Source organism: Streptomyces sp. S186 (genome assembly GCF_051603415.1).
Classification (GTDB): Bacteria; Actinomycetota; Actinomycetes; order Streptomycetales; family Streptomycetaceae; genus Streptomyces.
This window is the reverse complement of record NZ_CP193932.1, coordinates 7094912-7108694: the sequence shown is the minus strand read 5'-3', so window position 1 is coordinate 7108694 and position 13783 is coordinate 7094912. Positions and strand designations below refer to the sequence as shown.

General features: G+C 71.3%; 13 protein-coding genes. All 13 read right to left on the bottom strand.

All coding sequences use genetic code 11. The features are described 5' to 3' along the window. Positions 1-44: 44 nt before the first annotated feature. The gene (fabG, locus tag ACRAS8_RS30635) at positions 45-806 is read right to left on the bottom strand and encodes a 3-oxoacyl-ACP reductase FabG (protein ID WP_438489223.1); all 762 of its coding nucleotides are present in this window, start codon (positions 804-806) and stop codon (positions 45-47) included. A 211-nt stretch (positions 807-1017) separates the two neighbouring features. Next, a complete protein-coding gene (locus tag ACRAS8_RS30630) occupies positions 1018-1413 on the bottom strand; it encodes a DUF3037 domain-containing protein (protein WP_438489222.1) in 396 nt (131 codons plus the stop codon). Further along, on the bottom strand, positions 1410-2249 hold the full coding sequence (locus ACRAS8_RS30625) for a HipA family kinase (RefSeq protein ID WP_438489221.1): 840 nt from the start codon (positions 2247-2249) through the stop codon (positions 1410-1412). The genes ACRAS8_RS30630 and ACRAS8_RS30625 overlap by 4 nt, the downstream gene beginning before the upstream one ends. Positions 2250-2450: 201 nt before the next feature. Beyond that, positions 2451-2819: a hypothetical protein gene (locus ACRAS8_RS30620; RefSeq protein ID WP_438489220.1), complete on the bottom strand. Its 369-nt coding sequence runs from the start codon at positions 2817-2819 to the stop codon at positions 2451-2453. A 139-nt stretch (positions 2820-2958) separates the two neighbouring features. Continuing rightward, positions 2959-4599, bottom strand: a complete 1641-nt coding sequence (locus tag ACRAS8_RS30615; RefSeq protein WP_438489219.1) for a DUF6531 domain-containing protein — start codon at positions 4597-4599, stop codon at positions 2959-2961. Next, the gene (locus ACRAS8_RS30610) at positions 4596-5330 is read right to left on the bottom strand and encodes a WXG100 family type VII secretion target (protein WP_438489218.1); all 735 of its coding nucleotides are present in this window, start codon (positions 5328-5330) and stop codon (positions 4596-4598) included. Before ACRAS8_RS30610 ends, ACRAS8_RS30615 begins: the two co-directional genes overlap by 4 nt. 220 nt (positions 5331-5550) lie before the next feature. Then, positions 5551-6135 (bottom strand): GNAT family N-acetyltransferase, encoded by a 585-nt coding sequence (locus ACRAS8_RS30605; RefSeq protein WP_438489217.1) that lies wholly within the window; start codon positions 6133-6135, stop codon positions 5551-5553. A gap of 97 nt (positions 6136-6232) precedes the next feature. Continuing rightward, positions 6233-7597 carry an MFS transporter gene (locus ACRAS8_RS30600; RefSeq protein ID WP_438489216.1) on the bottom strand — a complete coding sequence of 455 codons (1365 nt, stop codon included), beginning with the start codon at positions 7595-7597 and terminating at the stop codon, positions 6233-6235. A 94-nt stretch (positions 7598-7691) separates the two neighbouring features. Continuing rightward, a complete protein-coding gene (locus ACRAS8_RS30595) occupies positions 7692-9203 on the bottom strand; it encodes a lyase family protein (protein ID WP_438489215.1) in 1512 nt (503 codons plus the stop codon). Next, positions 9200-11215, bottom strand: coding sequence for an FAD/NAD(P)-binding protein (locus ACRAS8_RS30590; RefSeq protein ID WP_438489214.1), 2016 nt, complete (start codon positions 11213-11215; stop codon positions 9200-9202). The genes ACRAS8_RS30595 and ACRAS8_RS30590 overlap by 4 nt, the downstream gene beginning before the upstream one ends. Positions 11216-11341: 126 nt before the next feature. After that, positions 11342-12046, bottom strand: coding sequence for an ArsR/SmtB family transcription factor (locus tag ACRAS8_RS30585; protein WP_438489213.1), 705 nt, complete (start codon positions 12044-12046; stop codon positions 11342-11344). A gap of 13 nt (positions 12047-12059) precedes the next feature. Further along, on the bottom strand, positions 12060-12500 hold the full coding sequence (locus ACRAS8_RS30580) for a RidA family protein (RefSeq protein WP_438489212.1): 441 nt from the start codon (positions 12498-12500) through the stop codon (positions 12060-12062). Beyond that, complete coding sequence (locus tag ACRAS8_RS30575) at positions 12497-13714, bottom strand: CapA family protein (RefSeq protein WP_438489211.1); 1218 nt, start codon at positions 13712-13714, stop codon at positions 12497-12499. Before ACRAS8_RS30575 ends, ACRAS8_RS30580 begins: the two co-directional genes overlap by 4 nt. Positions 13715-13783 lie beyond the last annotated feature (69 nt).

The following is a 13783-nucleotide window of genomic DNA, read 5'->3' as shown; positions in this document are numbered from 1 at the left end:
TATCCCGTTCTCCTGCCCGTGTGCTTCTGCGGTCGGTCCGGCGGTCAGCACAGCGGGCCGCCGGCGACGTACAGGACCTGGCCGGAGACGAACCCGGCCGCCTCGCCGGTGAAGAAGGCGATGGCGTTGGCGATGTCGTCGGGGTTGCCGACGCGCTGTACCGGGATCTGGGAGGCGGCCGCGGTCTTGAAGTCCTCGAAGTCCATGCCCACCCGCGCGGCGGTGGCGGCGGTCATGTCGGTGGCGATGAAGCCGGGGGCGACGGCGTTCGCGGTGATGCCGAACTTGCCGAGTTCGATGGCGAGGGTCTTGGTGAAGCCCTGGAGGCCGGCCTTGGCCGCCGAGTAGTTGACCTGGCCGCGGTTGCCGAGCGCCGAGCTGGAGGAGAGGTTGACGATCCGCCCGAACTTGGCGTCCACCATGTGCTTCTGACAGGCCCGCGACATCAGGAACGCACCGCGCAGGTGGACGTTCATGACGGTGTCCCAGTCGCTTTCGCTCATCTTGAACAGCAGGTTGTCGCGGAGCACGCCCGCGTTGTTGACGAGGACGGTGGGTGCGCCGAGCTCCGCCGTGACCCGCTCGACCGCGGCCGCCACCTGGTCGCCGTCGGAGACGTCGCAGCCGATCGCGGCGGCCTTGCCGCCGACCGCGGTGATCTTCGCGACGGTGTCCTTGCAGGCCGCCTCGTCGAGGTCGAGTACGGCGACGGCGCGGCCCTCGGCGGCCAGGCGGACGGCGGTGGCCGCGCCGATGCCGCGGGCGGCGCCCGTCACGATGGCGACACGCTGCTCGGTGGTGGACATGCGGGTTCTCCTCACCCTCGATCGTCGATACCTCGAACACCAGCGGCCCGCTCCCGATCCAGGTGAGCAACCGCTTAGTAGCCTCAGCAGGGCTGACGCTAGAAGCCCGGCCACCCCCTGTCAACGCCCCACCACCGCACACCGGCCGCGAACAGCGCACGGGGCGGATCCCCGAAGGAACCCGCCCCGCGCACCGTGTGCCCGACACGCCTCACCGCACCAGCAGCTCCAGCAGCCGCTCCGCCTCCACCGTGGGATCGGCGGTCAGTCCGGTGTGCACCGGCCCCGGCTGGACGATCGTGCTGCGCGGCGCGATCAGCCAGCGGAAGCGCTGCCCCGGATCCTCGCCGGCGGCCTGTCCGGCCCGCGCGCCGCCCGCGCAGACGCCTTCCACGGCACCCAGCGCGGCCCGTACACCGGCCATGTCCACCTCGGGGTCCAGCGCCCGCAGCCGGGCCTCGTCCAGATACGTCCGGGCCTCGACGAACCGCCGCGCGCGGCAGTACACCACCACCCCCGCGTTGATCATCTCCCCGCGCTCGACCCGCGGTACGACCTTGAGCAGCGCGTACTCGAAGACGTCGCGCCCGTTGTGCAGTCCGCTCACTTCACGGCCCTCCGCGGCAACTTGCCCGCCAGCCACTCCGGTGCCTGCGACGGCCTGTCCTTCGTCGGCTCCCCGACGGTGATCCGCTCGCTGATGGTCCGCGCCCGGGCCATCAGCGTGCGCACATACGCCGCGCGCAGCTCCTCCGGCGAGTCGAAGCCCGGCTCGTCCGCCAGCCACTCGTCGGGCACGTCGGCGGCGATCCCGTCGAGCAGTTCCTCGGTGATCAGCGGTGCGAACTCCTCGGCCGCGGCGGCCACATCGGGCCCGAACGTGGCAAGTGCGTGATCGGAGGCGTCGTACGGCCGGGCCGACGCCTTCTCCGCGGTCGGCCAGTTGTGGTGCCAGATCATCGCCGCACCGTGGTCGATCAGCCACAACTGCCCGTGCCACACCAGCAGGTTGGGGTTGCGCCAGGACCGGTCCACGTTGTTGATCAGCGCGTCGAACCACACCACCCGGCCCGCCTCGCGCGCGCTCACCTCGAACGCCAGCGGATCGAACCCCAGCGACCCGGGGAGGTAGTCCATCCCCAGGTTGAGTCCCCCGCTGGCCTTCAGCAGCGCCTGGACCTCCTGGTCCGGCTCGCTCAGCCCGATGACCGGATCGAGCTGCATCCGCACCAGTTCCGGCACCCGCAGCCCCAGCCGCCGCCCGAGCTCCCCGCAGATCACCTCCGCGACCAGGGTCTTGCGCCCCTGCCCGGCCCCGGTGAATTTCATGATGTACGTCCCGAGATCGTCCCCCTCGACGATCCCCGGCAGCGACCCGCCCTCACGCAGGGGCGTGACATAGCGCGTCGCGACGACCTCCCTCAACGCTCTCTCAAGGCCCACGGTCCATTTCCTTAGATTCCTTGGATTCCACAGAGTCCACGGCCAACGGCCGAAAGCCGCAGCTTTCCAGCCTGCGGCACAAAGTGAGCATAGTAACCGAGCGTGATGGCCGCAGGTGATTTTCCGGGCCCTCGCAACCAGCGGTTGTTGCCAGTCGCCGTTCAGACGTCCAGCCGTTCGGACGTCTGGCCGTTCAGGCGGCTACTGCTCTTCCCAGCGGTAATCGCGCACCAGTGACTCCACGTCGGGCACCCGCGACAGGACCTCCAGGCCCATCTCCCGCGGGAGGATCTGGCCTTCGGGCCACATCGTCGTATCGCCCGAAACCTGGATCTCCCGCATGTCGTCGCTGTCGGAGACCGCGAGGTTGTAGAAGGTGTCCTCCCTCATCAGCGAGACCGTTGAATAGTCGTCGCCGACCGTGACGATCAGGACTTCATCGCCGAGATCGTTCCAGGTGAAGGTCGGGGAGGCGCTTTCCTTGGCTTCTCGGTAGACGAGGGGCACGTCCGCCAGGTCCACCATGCGCGTCTCGTGCGTCGGAACCCAGGTCTCGAACTTGATCTGCACGCGTACCACCTACGCCAAGACGTACTTGCCGCCCCTAGTATACGTACCGTGCAGCCCGTTCGGGCCGTACACATGCAGGGAATCCAGGTCCAGCCAACGGCCGTATCCCGCCATGCTGTTGCGGCAGAAGTTGCACGGATCACGATCGAGATAGAGCCGCGCGGTCCCTCCGGTTTGTCCCCTGGCCATGGCCTGGGAGAAGACATCGCCCTCGGCGTGGTCCTCGAACGACAACCGCGAGATGCCGTTGCCCGCGCCGGGATAGGGGACGGGGCGGGGCAGGCGGCCGTTTTGACCGTAGAGGGGATCGTGCCCGTCCATGTCCAGACGTCCCAGCGTGCTCATCGGCTTCTGGGTGTCGTTCGCGATGGCGGGGATACCCATCTCGGAACGCATTTTCGCGAGGTCCGCCTGGGCCGCGGTGTTGCAGACGCTCAGTCCCAGCGGGTCGACGGCGGTGTGCGGATTGGGGACGTGCATAGCGCGTGACATTGCCGAGGGGGTCGGTGACCGCCGTCGCCCGGTCCATGGCATCGCGCTCGGTACGCGTGGTGTGGCCCAGCGGATCGGTGACGGCGACGACCTGGAGCCGCTGGTCGAAGAGGTAGCGCGTGGCGGCGCCCTGCGCGTCGGTGAGCGTGGTGGTGCGGTGACCGGTCTCCGGGTCCGGTTCGCCGTAGCTGAAACGGTTGGCCAGGTGGCCGTCGGCGCCGGACTGGGCGACGCAGCGGTGCCGTTGGTCGTAGGTGTACTCGTAGCGGAATCCGTTGGAGTCGACCCAGGCGGTCATCCGGTGCTCGGAGTCGTACTCGAAGCGCGTCGTCGCCCCCGTGGCGCTGGTGACGGTGACGAGGTTGCCGGCCTCGTCGTGTCCGTAGGACTTCACCAGGCGGTCCGCGCCGTCCTCGGCCGCACCCGCCAGGTGCAGGGCCGTGAGGCGGCCGTCCTCGTCGCAGGTCAGCTTCAGTTCGTGGCCGGCGCTGTGCCGGATGGCATAGGGGATGCCGGTCTCGTCCGCGTAGTCGAAGCTGATGCGGTTGCCGTTGCGGTCCGTGATCTCGTCGGGCAGGGCGAGGCCGGGGGCGTGCAGGGCATCGCTGAAGTAGCGGGTCAGGCCCGAATCCGGTTCGTGAACTGCCCAGTCACCTTGGACGGTTCGCATCAACGGCCAGCGAGGACCGTCCTCGGGCCATACCCGTTCACCGGTCTGAGGAGTCTCGTAGCGCAGCAGCATGCCGCTTTCGGTGACGAAGACGACGCCCTCGTCACCGATCTCCAACCGCTGGTCGATGAGGGAGGACCAGGACGGTCCGATATGGCGACCGAGACGGGTGGAGGACTCGAATTTGCGGGTGAAGGCGAGCGGCAGCACACCGGGCAGCGCGATATCGGACTGGGTGAGGAACACCCGGCCCGAGGCCAGGTCGACGGGGTCGGTCCCATCGGTGCATTTGCCGTTGTCGCCGCGGGTCTTGTCCTGGGGATGGCCGGATTCGGCTTCCTTGCGGGCGCCCTCGGACGAGCCGCTCTTGGTATGGGGACGGCCACCGCCATCCGTGCCGCGCGGTGCATGCGGCATGTCCTTCTCGCCGCCCTTGAGGATCTTTTCGAGTTCCGCGGCGTGTTTGGCGTCGTTCTCGGCGTGATTGGTGGCGACCTTCTTCAGCCGGGTGCCGGCGCCGTGGTACAGGTCCTGAATGGCCTTACCGGCATCCTTGGCCAGCGTCTTGCCCAGTTTCTCGGCGCCGCCTTCCAGCGCCTTGACTATCCGGTTGCTCATGCGAAGCTCACCCCTGCCGCCTTCGCCTCGAAATCGGCGGCGTGCGAGGCGACCGTCCGCGCATGGCCACGCAGTCGTTCGGCGCGTGCGTGCAGTTCCTCCGGGTGGATGGAGAAGCTCTCCCCCACGCCTCCCTGACCGCCTCCGGCGGAGACGCCGAGCGCGGACTCGGCGGCCTGGAAGACCATGCCGCTCACCGCCTTGCCGACCACCTCCACCAGGGGGTCGACCGCGGCCTCGATGACCTGGCCGATGATGTACTGCTCCAGCTGCTGCTCAAGGAAGCTGACGACCTTCTTCCCCGCCGCCACGACGAGGGCCTCGGCCGCCTCGGCGATGCCGAGCGTGGCCGCGGCGGCGGCCTGGTCGGCGACGAAGGTGATGGCCAGCACGACGAGTTCGGCGATCGCCGCCACCTTCATCGCCACGATGGTCTCGGCCGCGAGGTCGAGCGCGGTGGCCACCGTGTGGCAGGCGGTCACCAGCTCCGTCATGTGGCCGTCGGACAGCTGCCCCCATTTGGCGAGCAGCGCCTCGTAGGACGCACCCTGGTAGACGTCCTGTAACTGGTGGATCGTCGACGTGGAGTCCTTGTGGGTGTCGTCGATCTTCTGCGCGAAGTCCCGTACGTGGGAAGCGAACTCGCGGACCTTGTCCTCGTTGACGGTCGGCCAGTTCACCCCGACGAACTGAAGGAACGTCACCACCGGTTCAGGCAGCTCAATCGCCACAGCGTCCCCCTCGGCATCTGGCGCAAATGCCCATGAGGACGATAGCCACGAAAGCGCAAGGCGCGGGCAAAGGCATGCCCTGCTCTGGGCCAACTCCTCGTATTCGTGGGCAGGTTGAGGAAGATCGACGGTGGGTGGTCGCCTCGCGGTGACGGACGCGCCCTGACTGTGCGGGCGTGCCCGGCCGACTGTGACGTTGGTGTGGTGTTCTGCCGTCGGCTCAGGTATCGCCCTGGACGCGCGCGTGGAGGTGCATGTCGTGCCAGCCGTCCGGTTGCAGATGTGCGCTGCGGCGGGTGCCCTCCAGGGCGAAGCCGGACTTGGTGGCCACCCGGCAGGAGGCATCGTTGGCGGTGGAGTGGGCGAGTTCAAGGCGGTGGAAGCCGGCCTCGTCCAGCGCCCAGGCCGCCAACGTGGCGAGGGCCCGCGGGGCGACCCCGGTGCCGCGGGCGTGCGGCAGGACCCAGTACCCGCACTCGGCGAGGCCGTGGAGGAGGTCCGGCCGGAGCAGGGCTATCCGGCCGAGGACGTCGTCGCCGCCCCGCGTGATGGCCCACTGGGCGGCCTGCTCCTGTTGCCAGGACCGGTGGGAGGCGGCGATCCAGTCCCGGGCCTCCGCCGGCGAGGTCACATGGTGCATGTGCCAGCGCCGGATCGACGGGTCCTCGTAAGCGCGTTGGAGTACGGGAGCGTCCGCCGCCTCCCAGGGGCGCAGCAGCAGGTCACCATCGCGGGAGGGAAGGGCGGGCTGGGCGGTGGCCGCGAGGGTTCCGGCCGGGATGGCGGGTGCGATGGCTAAGGTCATGCGCGGCATGGTCCCTCATGACCTGGCTCGAAGCCCAGGAGGCGCCGGCTGCTCCGCCTTGGGCGGGCAGCGGGGGAGGGTTGGCCGGGTGGGCGGTTCAGAGGTGGTCAGCGAGGGGTTTTTCGGGGACGGGGGTGGTGGTGTGGTCCAGGGCGTGGCCGTGGGTTTCGGTGGTGAGGTGGATTGCGGTGGCGCTGATCAGGCAGGCGACGACCATGTAGAGGGCGACCAGGGTGGGGCGGTGAGTGCCGGAGACGGAGAGCAGGGTCGTGGCGGCCAGTGGGGCCAGGCCACCGCCGAGGACGGCGGCCAGTTGGTAGCCCATGGACACTCCGGTGTAGCGGGTGCTGGTGCCGAACATCTCGGAGAACAGGGCCGGTACCGGTCCGAGCAGCGCGCCCATCGGGAGCGGGGCGAGCAGGCCCAGGGCGAGCATCATCAGCGGCACCGAGCCCGTGCCGACCATCAGGAACACCGGGAAGGCGACCACGGCGAGGGTGAGTGCCGCGCCGAGGAGGACCGGTCGGCGGCCGATCCGGTCCGACAGGGCCGCCGAGAGCGGCATCGCGGCGGCCGCGGTGATGCCGTTGAAGAGCTGGCCGACCAGGATGTCGGTGCGTGCGTAGCCGACGCCGGTGGCGAAGCTGATGGCGAAGACGCTGGTCAGTGCCTGGGACACGGTGGCGCCGAAGACCACGAAGCAGGCCAGGAGCAGGGGTTTGGGCCGGCGCAGGATCTCGACCAGGGGTCTGCGCACGACGGCGTTGTTCTGCCGCACCTCGGCGAACAGCGGGCTCTCGGTCACCTTCAGCCGGACGAACAGGCCCATCGCGAGCAGGGCCGCACTCAGCAGGAAGGGCACCCGCCAGCCCCAGGACAGGAATTGGTCGTCCGGCAGTGTGGCGAACAGGGTGAGGACCAGGGTGGACAGGACCGTGCCGGCCGGCCCGCCCATCTGTACGTAGCTGGTCAGCAGTCCGCGTCTGCGGCGCGCCGCGTGCTCGGCGGTCAGCAGCGCGGCCCCGCCCCACTCGCCGCCGACCGCGACGCCCTGGACCAGGCGCAGCACGACCAGGAGCGTCGGTGCCAGGTTGCCGACCTGGTCGTGGGTGGGAAGGAGCCCGATGAGGGTGCTGGCGACGCCCATCATCGCCATCGAGAGCACCAGCATCGCCTTGCGGCCCAGCCGGTCGCCGAAGTGGCCGAAGAGCGCACCGCCCAGCGGACGGGCCAGATAGCCGACGGCGAAGGTGCCGAAGGCCGCGATCGTCCCGGCCGGCGGCGTAAGGCCGGTGAAGAAGAGCTTGTCGAAGACGAGCGAGGCGACGGTGCCGTAGAGCATGAAGTCGTAGTACTCGATGGTGCTGCCGAGCAGGCCGGACAGCACGACGCGGCGCATCTGGGTCCGGCGCTGCTCGCCGGGTCCGGGAACGGGTTGGGCGGCTCGGACGGGCTGGGACATCGCGGTACCCCTTGCCTGTGCGGATGCGGTCGGGAGGATGCGGTCGGGGGACGTGGATCCGGGCTGCGGGAGCAGGGGCGATCAGTGGGGGCGGTCAGCGCGGACGGCCGGTGCGGCGGTAGTGGGCCAGTGCGCGGTCGACGAGTTGGCCGGCGGCGCCGGTGTAGCGCTCCGGGTCCAGGAGTTCGGCCAGTCCGCTCTCGTGCAGGTGGTCCAGGTGGTCCAAGTGGCCTGCCAGATCGGGGAGTTCGCGCAGGACGGCGGCGAGCGGCCGGCCGGTGCGGGCCGACTCGGCGGCGGCCCGGCTCATCAGGGTCTTCGCCGTGGCCTTGCCGACGACGGGCGTCAGCACGGCGGCCAGTCGTTCGGTGAGCAGCAGGCTGCCGGTGAGGGTCAGGTTGTGCCGCATCCGGCGAGGGTCCGCGGTGAGCCCTTCGGCCAGTTCGGCGGCGGTGTGGGCCGCGCCGCCGGCCAGCCGCAGACAGTCCCGCAGGGGCTGCCACTCGGCGTGCCAGGCACCGGCGGGCCGCTCGTCCTCGGCCAGCATCGACTGGGCCAACACCAGGGAGAGGGAGGGGAGTTGGAGTGCCGCCGATCGGATGAGGGTGGCCAGGGCCGGGTTTCGTTTGTGCGGCATCGCGGACGAGACGCCCCGGCCCGCCGCGGCCGGCTCGGCGACCTCGGCGATCTCGGTCCGGGAGAGGGTCTGGACGTCCACGGCGAACTTGCCGAGCGCTCCGGTGACCGTGGCGAGCGCCGCGCCGAGCCGGGCGAGGGGGGCTCGCGCGGTGTGCCAGGGCAGCACCGGTTCGGCGAGCCCCACCTCGGCGGCGAAGGCGGCGATCAGCTTCTCGGCGTAGCCGGGCACGCCGGACGGGGCGTCGTCGGACGGCGCGTCGTCGGTGGACGACGTGCCGGAGGAGTGCGCGGTGAGCCGGGCGTATTCCAGGTAGCCCGCCAACGTGCCGGCCGCGCCCCCGAGTTGGGCCGGGAGCGCGGTGCGCAGCGTGCGCAGCTCCGCCGCGGCGTCCAGGACGGCCTGGAGCCAGCCGGCCGCCTTCAGCCCGAAGGTGACCGGCACCGCGTGCAGGGCCAGCGTCCGGCCCGGCATGGGGGTGTCCCGGTGCTGTTCGGCCAGGCGGGCCAGGGCCGCCGCCACCCGGTCCAGGTCGGCCAGGATCAGTCCGGTGGTCCGGTGGGCGACCAGCATGGCGGCGGTGTCCATGATGTCCTGGCTCGTGGAGCCGCGGTGCACATAGTCGGCCGCGGCCGGGTCGGCCGCCGCCACCGCGCTCGTCAGGTCCTCGACGAGTGCCACCACGGGGTTGGCGGCGCCGCGGCTGCGCCGGGCCAGGGTGACGAGGTCGAACCGCTCGGCCCGGGCGGCGCGGGTGAGGGCCGCGGCGGCCGCCGCGGGCACGACGCCCAGGGCGGCCTGGGCGCGGACCAGGCCCGCCTCGGCGTCCAACAGCGCCTGGAGCCATGCCGCGTCGGAGGTCGCGCCCTCGGCCGGTGCCCCGGCGCGGACCGGGGAGAGCAGCCCGGAGTCCGGGCCGGCGTCGAAGGCCGGGGAGGGGGCGTCCTGGGGAGCGTCCTGGGGTGTCATACCGTCGCCTCCGTGCAATCGGGTGTGGTCGCGGCCGCCTTCGCGACCAGGGCGAGGGCGGTCCTGGCGAGGGCGTCGGCGTCGGCGAGGGTCACCGAGTTGACGCCGGGCCGGATGCCGGCGGCGGTCACCCAGTGCACCGCTTCCGTCGGCACGCCGAAGGCGAAGCGCCGCGGGTGGGGGCGGCCCGCCGCGTCGACCAGCCGGTAGTGCTCGGTCACTTCCAGGCCGCCGGTCTGGTAGACGGTGCCGTCCGGATCGGGTATCGCGTACGGCCGGCACCCGCCGTCGGCGAGGAGGTGGCGTAGCAGCGGATCGGCGGTCCGGCGCAGGTCGGTGTCGGGGAGCCGGGCGTCGACGAGGACGGTGGTGCGGATGCCGGAGGCGCGGACGCCGCCCGCCTGGAGAACGAAGACGCCGGCCTCCGCGTCGGCGTGGGCGGTCACGTCCGGGCCGAGGACCTCCAGGACGCCCGCGTCGATCAGGGCGACGGCCTCCTCGATGCGCCGGAGGGGCGGGCCGATGGACAGGAAGGCGTTCAGCGGTGTGTACCACCCGTCGAGGTGCCGGTGGTGGGAGCCTCCGGTGAGGCCGCGGTGGTCCACCACGAGCCGCAGTTCGTTGCGCAGGTCGCGCAGGACGTCCAGCGCGGCCTTCAGGGGTCCGCTGACGTTGCCGGCCCGCGCCTCGGCGATGTCGTGGTTCAGGTGGTCCCTCAGCCAGTCGCGGAAGTCGCCGGGGCCGGTGAATCTCCGGTCGCCGTACGGGCGGGCGAGGCGTTCCCAGTCCCAGCGGCGGTCCCGGGGGACGCCGAAGACGTCGAGGATGCGGGCCTCCTCCGGGGTGTCCCAGGGCACGTCGAGATAGCGCCGGCGGAAGCATTCGGCGGCTCGCAGGCCCTGGTCGGCGGCGAGGAAGGTGGCGTAGTAGACGGTCTCCACCTCCTTCGCCACCAGCGGCCACACGTCGCGGCGGAAGTCGACACCGGCGCCGTCGGCCGCCCGGGCCCGCAGCCGGCCGATCACGTCGGGCGTGAGCACCACCGGCACATGCCGGCCATACGGGCCCTTCTCGTTCTCGCCGCGGGAGTGGAAGGGGACGCCGCGGCGCGAACCGGCGTACAGGCGCGGCTCGTCGCCGGACGGCCGGTAGCGCAGCGAGCCGTCGTCCCGGCGCTCGAAGCGGCCGCCGCGGCCCGCGGTGAACAGCGCCATGTAGTCGAAGAAGTTGAGGCCCAGGCCGAGGAGGCCGACGCGTTCCCGTGGGCGGACGGGGGTGAGGTCGGCGTCCGCGGGGTTGGCCGGCGGGAGGTAGCGCAGGCCGTGCTCGGCCGCGAAACGGGTCAGTTCGGTCTCGCGGGCGCTCGGGCGGGTGGGCAGATGGCCCTGCGCGAGGATCACCGTGTGCAGGTCCCGCAGGCGGGTGCCGTCCGCCAGGCGCACGGTCTGCAGCGGGCAGCACCGGTGCGCGGCGTCCCCGGCGTCCGGCGCGGTGGTCGTGGGCGTCGTGGCGGCGGGGCCGGCGTCGTCGAGGGCGACCGCCCGCGAGCGGTGGGTGCGGACGGTGACGTGGTCCGGCGCGGTGTCCACGACGCGTTGGAACACCCAGCGCAGGTAGTGCCCGTAGAAGGCGCGGGTCGGGTACGAGTCCGGCCCGAGCGCGGCGGCCTCCGCGAGGACGTCGGGCGGGTAGTGGTGCCCGTCGAACGGCCCCGTCAGGGCGAGGAAACGGGCCCACTCGTGCAGGCTCGGCCCGGGTGACAGCGGCCCTTCGAGGTCCACGCTCGGGTCGGTGAACATGGTCACCTGCGAGGCGACGGTGTTCATCAGAAGGTGCCGGGACTGCCCGGTGCGCCATACCTTGCCCGCGCCCGCCGGGTGGGGGTCCACGACGTGCACGGTGAGCCGGATGTCCGGCGCGGTGTACCGGGCGTTGGCACAGACCCTCTCCAGGACCGAGAGTCCTCGGGGGCCCATGCCGATGATGCAGATGTCGAACCGTCGACCTGCCATGACGTTCTCCCATGGGTAGCGTGCGCGGGGCAGACGGGCCGCGCGGGCGGCGCCGGGGCGGCCGCCGTCTGCGCGTACTGTGCTGTCCCCGCCGCGCCCTGGATGTCATGGGGCGGCGGGGGCGGTTCACCGAAGGTACAGTCCGAACTCGCTCGCCAGGCCCGCGGTGCCCTCGGCGGTGACCACGACGGCTCGTTGGTGCTCGCGGGCCCTGGTGATCCAGCCCAGTGCGAACAGCCGGTCCGTCAGGGCGGTGGCGGCGGTGCCGGCAAGGTGGTGGCGGCGCTCGCTCCAGTCCACACACCCCTTGATCAGGGGCTGTCCCTCGGCCTCCAGGGCGCGGGTGGCCAGCCCGAGCGGCTCGCAGGCGTCCCAGCGGGCCGCGTCGATCTCCAGTCCGCCCGCCGTCCGGCGGACCAGTCCCTGCCGGCACAGCGCCTCGGCCAGCTCCACCCCGGTGCGCCCGGCCAGGTGCCGGTAGCAGGTGCGGGCGTGGCTGAGCGTCTTCAGCAGCCGCGCGGAGCGCAGCGAGGTGGGCTGCCGGACGGGTGCGATGACGGCCAGTGCCTCGACGAGTTCGGCGACCTGGGCGCTGGAGATCCGGTAGTAGGCGTGCCGGCCCATCCGCTCCACGGAGAGCAGGCCGTGCTCCACCAGCCGGGCGAGGTGTTCGCTCGCCGTGGGGCGGGAGACGCCGGCGATCGAGGCGAGTTCCCCGGCGGGCATCACGAAGTCCCCCACCAGCGCGCTGACCATCGCCGCGCGGGTCGCGTTGCCCAGGAGTTCCGCGACCGTCGCGATGTCGGGTCGGGGCTGCGAGGGATCCAGCATGATTCCTCCGTCGTCATGCCGTGGGCCGGGCCAGGGCGACGCACTGCACCTCGACCTGGAGGTTGGGCAGCGGGAGTCCGGAGACGGCCACGGCGGTGCTCGACACCAGGATGTCGCCGAGGATCTCGCGGCGGATCTCGAAGAAGCGGGGCGCGTTGCGCATGTCGGTCAGATAGATGGTCATGGAGACCAGGTCCTCGAAGCCGCCGCCGGCCGCGCTCAGTACGCGCCGGACGTTCTCCATCGCCCGGTACGCCTGGTCGTCGAAGCGGTCGCTGACCGGCTGGTACTCCTCGTCGATGCCCAACTGGCCGGAGATGTAGAGCAGTCCGCCGGCGGTCACCGCCTGGGCGTAGCCGAACTTGCGCGGGTCGCCGACCCCGGGCACGTCCACATGGCGCACGATGGCCTCGTCCGCCGCGGCCTTGTCTTCCTGTCGCTGGGTGTCGCTCATGCCTGCTCCTCGAACTGCTCGGACTGCTCGGACTCGGTTGCCGGAAGGGCCTGGATGCTGCCGGCCGGGAGGCCGGAGCCCGCCAGTGGCGGGGTGAAGCGGGTGGGCAGCTGCTCCTGGGCGCAGCATTCCGCGAGGTAGGCGGCGACGCGCCGGCCGTCCTCGCTCTGCGGTGCCACCGGCACCGGCTCGTTACGGGTGTCGATCACGGCGGGGCAGAAGCCCGCGGCGCGTACGCCCCCGGCGTCGACGCGGACCACGGCCACCCCGGTCATCCGCGCGTCCGGGTGGAAGGGCAGCAGGGGGTACTCCTCCTGCGGGCGGATCCGGAACTCGCCGAAGCGGCGGCTGAGTTCACGCTCGTCCTGCGGGCGGGCGGCGCTGAGGTAGCCGTCCTTGGCCAGGCGCTGGGGGAGGTCGGGCAGGTCGAAGACGTAGTGCCCGAGTCCGTAGAAGACCGGCTTGCCCTTGTAGAACTCGATGCCGCGCAGCATGTGGTGGTGGTGCCCGAGGACCACGTCCGCGCCGGCGTCGACGGCGAGCCGGGCCAGTCGGCGCTCGTTGTCGGTGAGCAGGAACGGCCGGGTGAAGTCGCCCCAGTGGAAGCTGGTGACGACGAGGTCGGCCTGTTCCCGCGCGGCGTGCACGTCACGGGTGAAAGCGGCCACGTCCTCCGGGAAGTTCTCCGTGGTGACGCGGGGAAGGAGGCCGGGATTCCATTCGTTGAGTTCCCACGGCGTGTAGCGGGTGTGGGCGCGGATCGGGGCGAGTCCGGGCACCCCGGCGCGGGCCTCGTAACCGTGCGGAAAGACCGAGGAATAGGCGAGAAAGGCGATCCGCAGCCCGTCGCGTTCGACGATCGCCGGGGTGCGTGCCTCGGCGATGTCGGCGCCGGCGCCGGCCGTGGCGATGCCCAGTCCCCGGAGGGTGTCCCGGGTGTTGAGCAGTGCCTGGTGGCCGCCGTCCACGCTGTGGTTGTTGGCCAGGGACATCACGTGGAAGCCGGCGTCGGCGAGCGGCTTGGCGTTCCGGCCGGGGGCGACGACGGGGGATCCGGAACTCGGCGCCCTTTCCCAGGTGTCGCTGAAGACGCCCTCGCAATTTCCGAAGACGACGTCTCCGGTGTTCAGGAATGTGCCGGCCGTCTGGAATGCGGTCTCGGGATTCTCCCGGTCGATGAAGACGTCGCCCACCGCGAATAAGGACACTGTCATGGTCACTCTTTCGGATGCTGGAGACCGGATGTGGAATGTGGCCACTCCGTTTCGCTGAACAAAGCCTAG

Excerpts from the sequence above, each read along its gene's own strand:
- fabG (WP_438489223.1), bottom strand. The coding sequence starts at position 806 with ATGTCCACCACCGAGCAGCGTGTCGCCATCGTGACGGGCGCCGCCCGC.
- ACRAS8_RS30615 (WP_438489219.1), bottom strand. The coding sequence starts at position 4,599 with ATGAGCAACCGGATAGTCAAGGCGCTGGAAGGCGGCGCCGAGAAACTG.
- ACRAS8_RS30605 (WP_438489217.1), bottom strand. The coding sequence starts at position 6,135 with ATGACCTTAGCCATCGCACCCGCCATCCCGGCCGGAACCCTCGCGGCC.
- ACRAS8_RS30600 (WP_438489216.1), bottom strand. The coding sequence starts at position 7,597 with ATGTCCCAGCCCGTCCGAGCCGCCCAACCCGTTCCCGGACCCGGCGAG.
- ACRAS8_RS30595 (WP_438489215.1), bottom strand. The coding sequence starts at position 9,203 with ATGACACCCCAGGACGCTCCCCAGGACGCCCCCTCCCCGGCCTTCGAC.
- ACRAS8_RS30590 (WP_438489214.1), bottom strand. The coding sequence starts at position 11,215 with ATGGCAGGTCGACGGTTCGACATCTGCATCATCGGCATGGGCCCCCGA.
- ACRAS8_RS30585 (WP_438489213.1), bottom strand. The coding sequence starts at position 12,046 with ATGCTGGATCCCTCGCAGCCCCGACCCGACATCGCGACGGTCGCGGAA.
- ACRAS8_RS30580 (WP_438489212.1), bottom strand. The coding sequence starts at position 12,500 with ATGAGCGACACCCAGCGACAGGAAGACAAGGCCGCGGCGGACGAGGCC.
- ACRAS8_RS30575 (WP_438489211.1), bottom strand. The coding sequence starts at position 13,714 with ATGACAGTGTCCTTATTCGCGGTGGGCGACGTCTTCATCGACCGGGAG.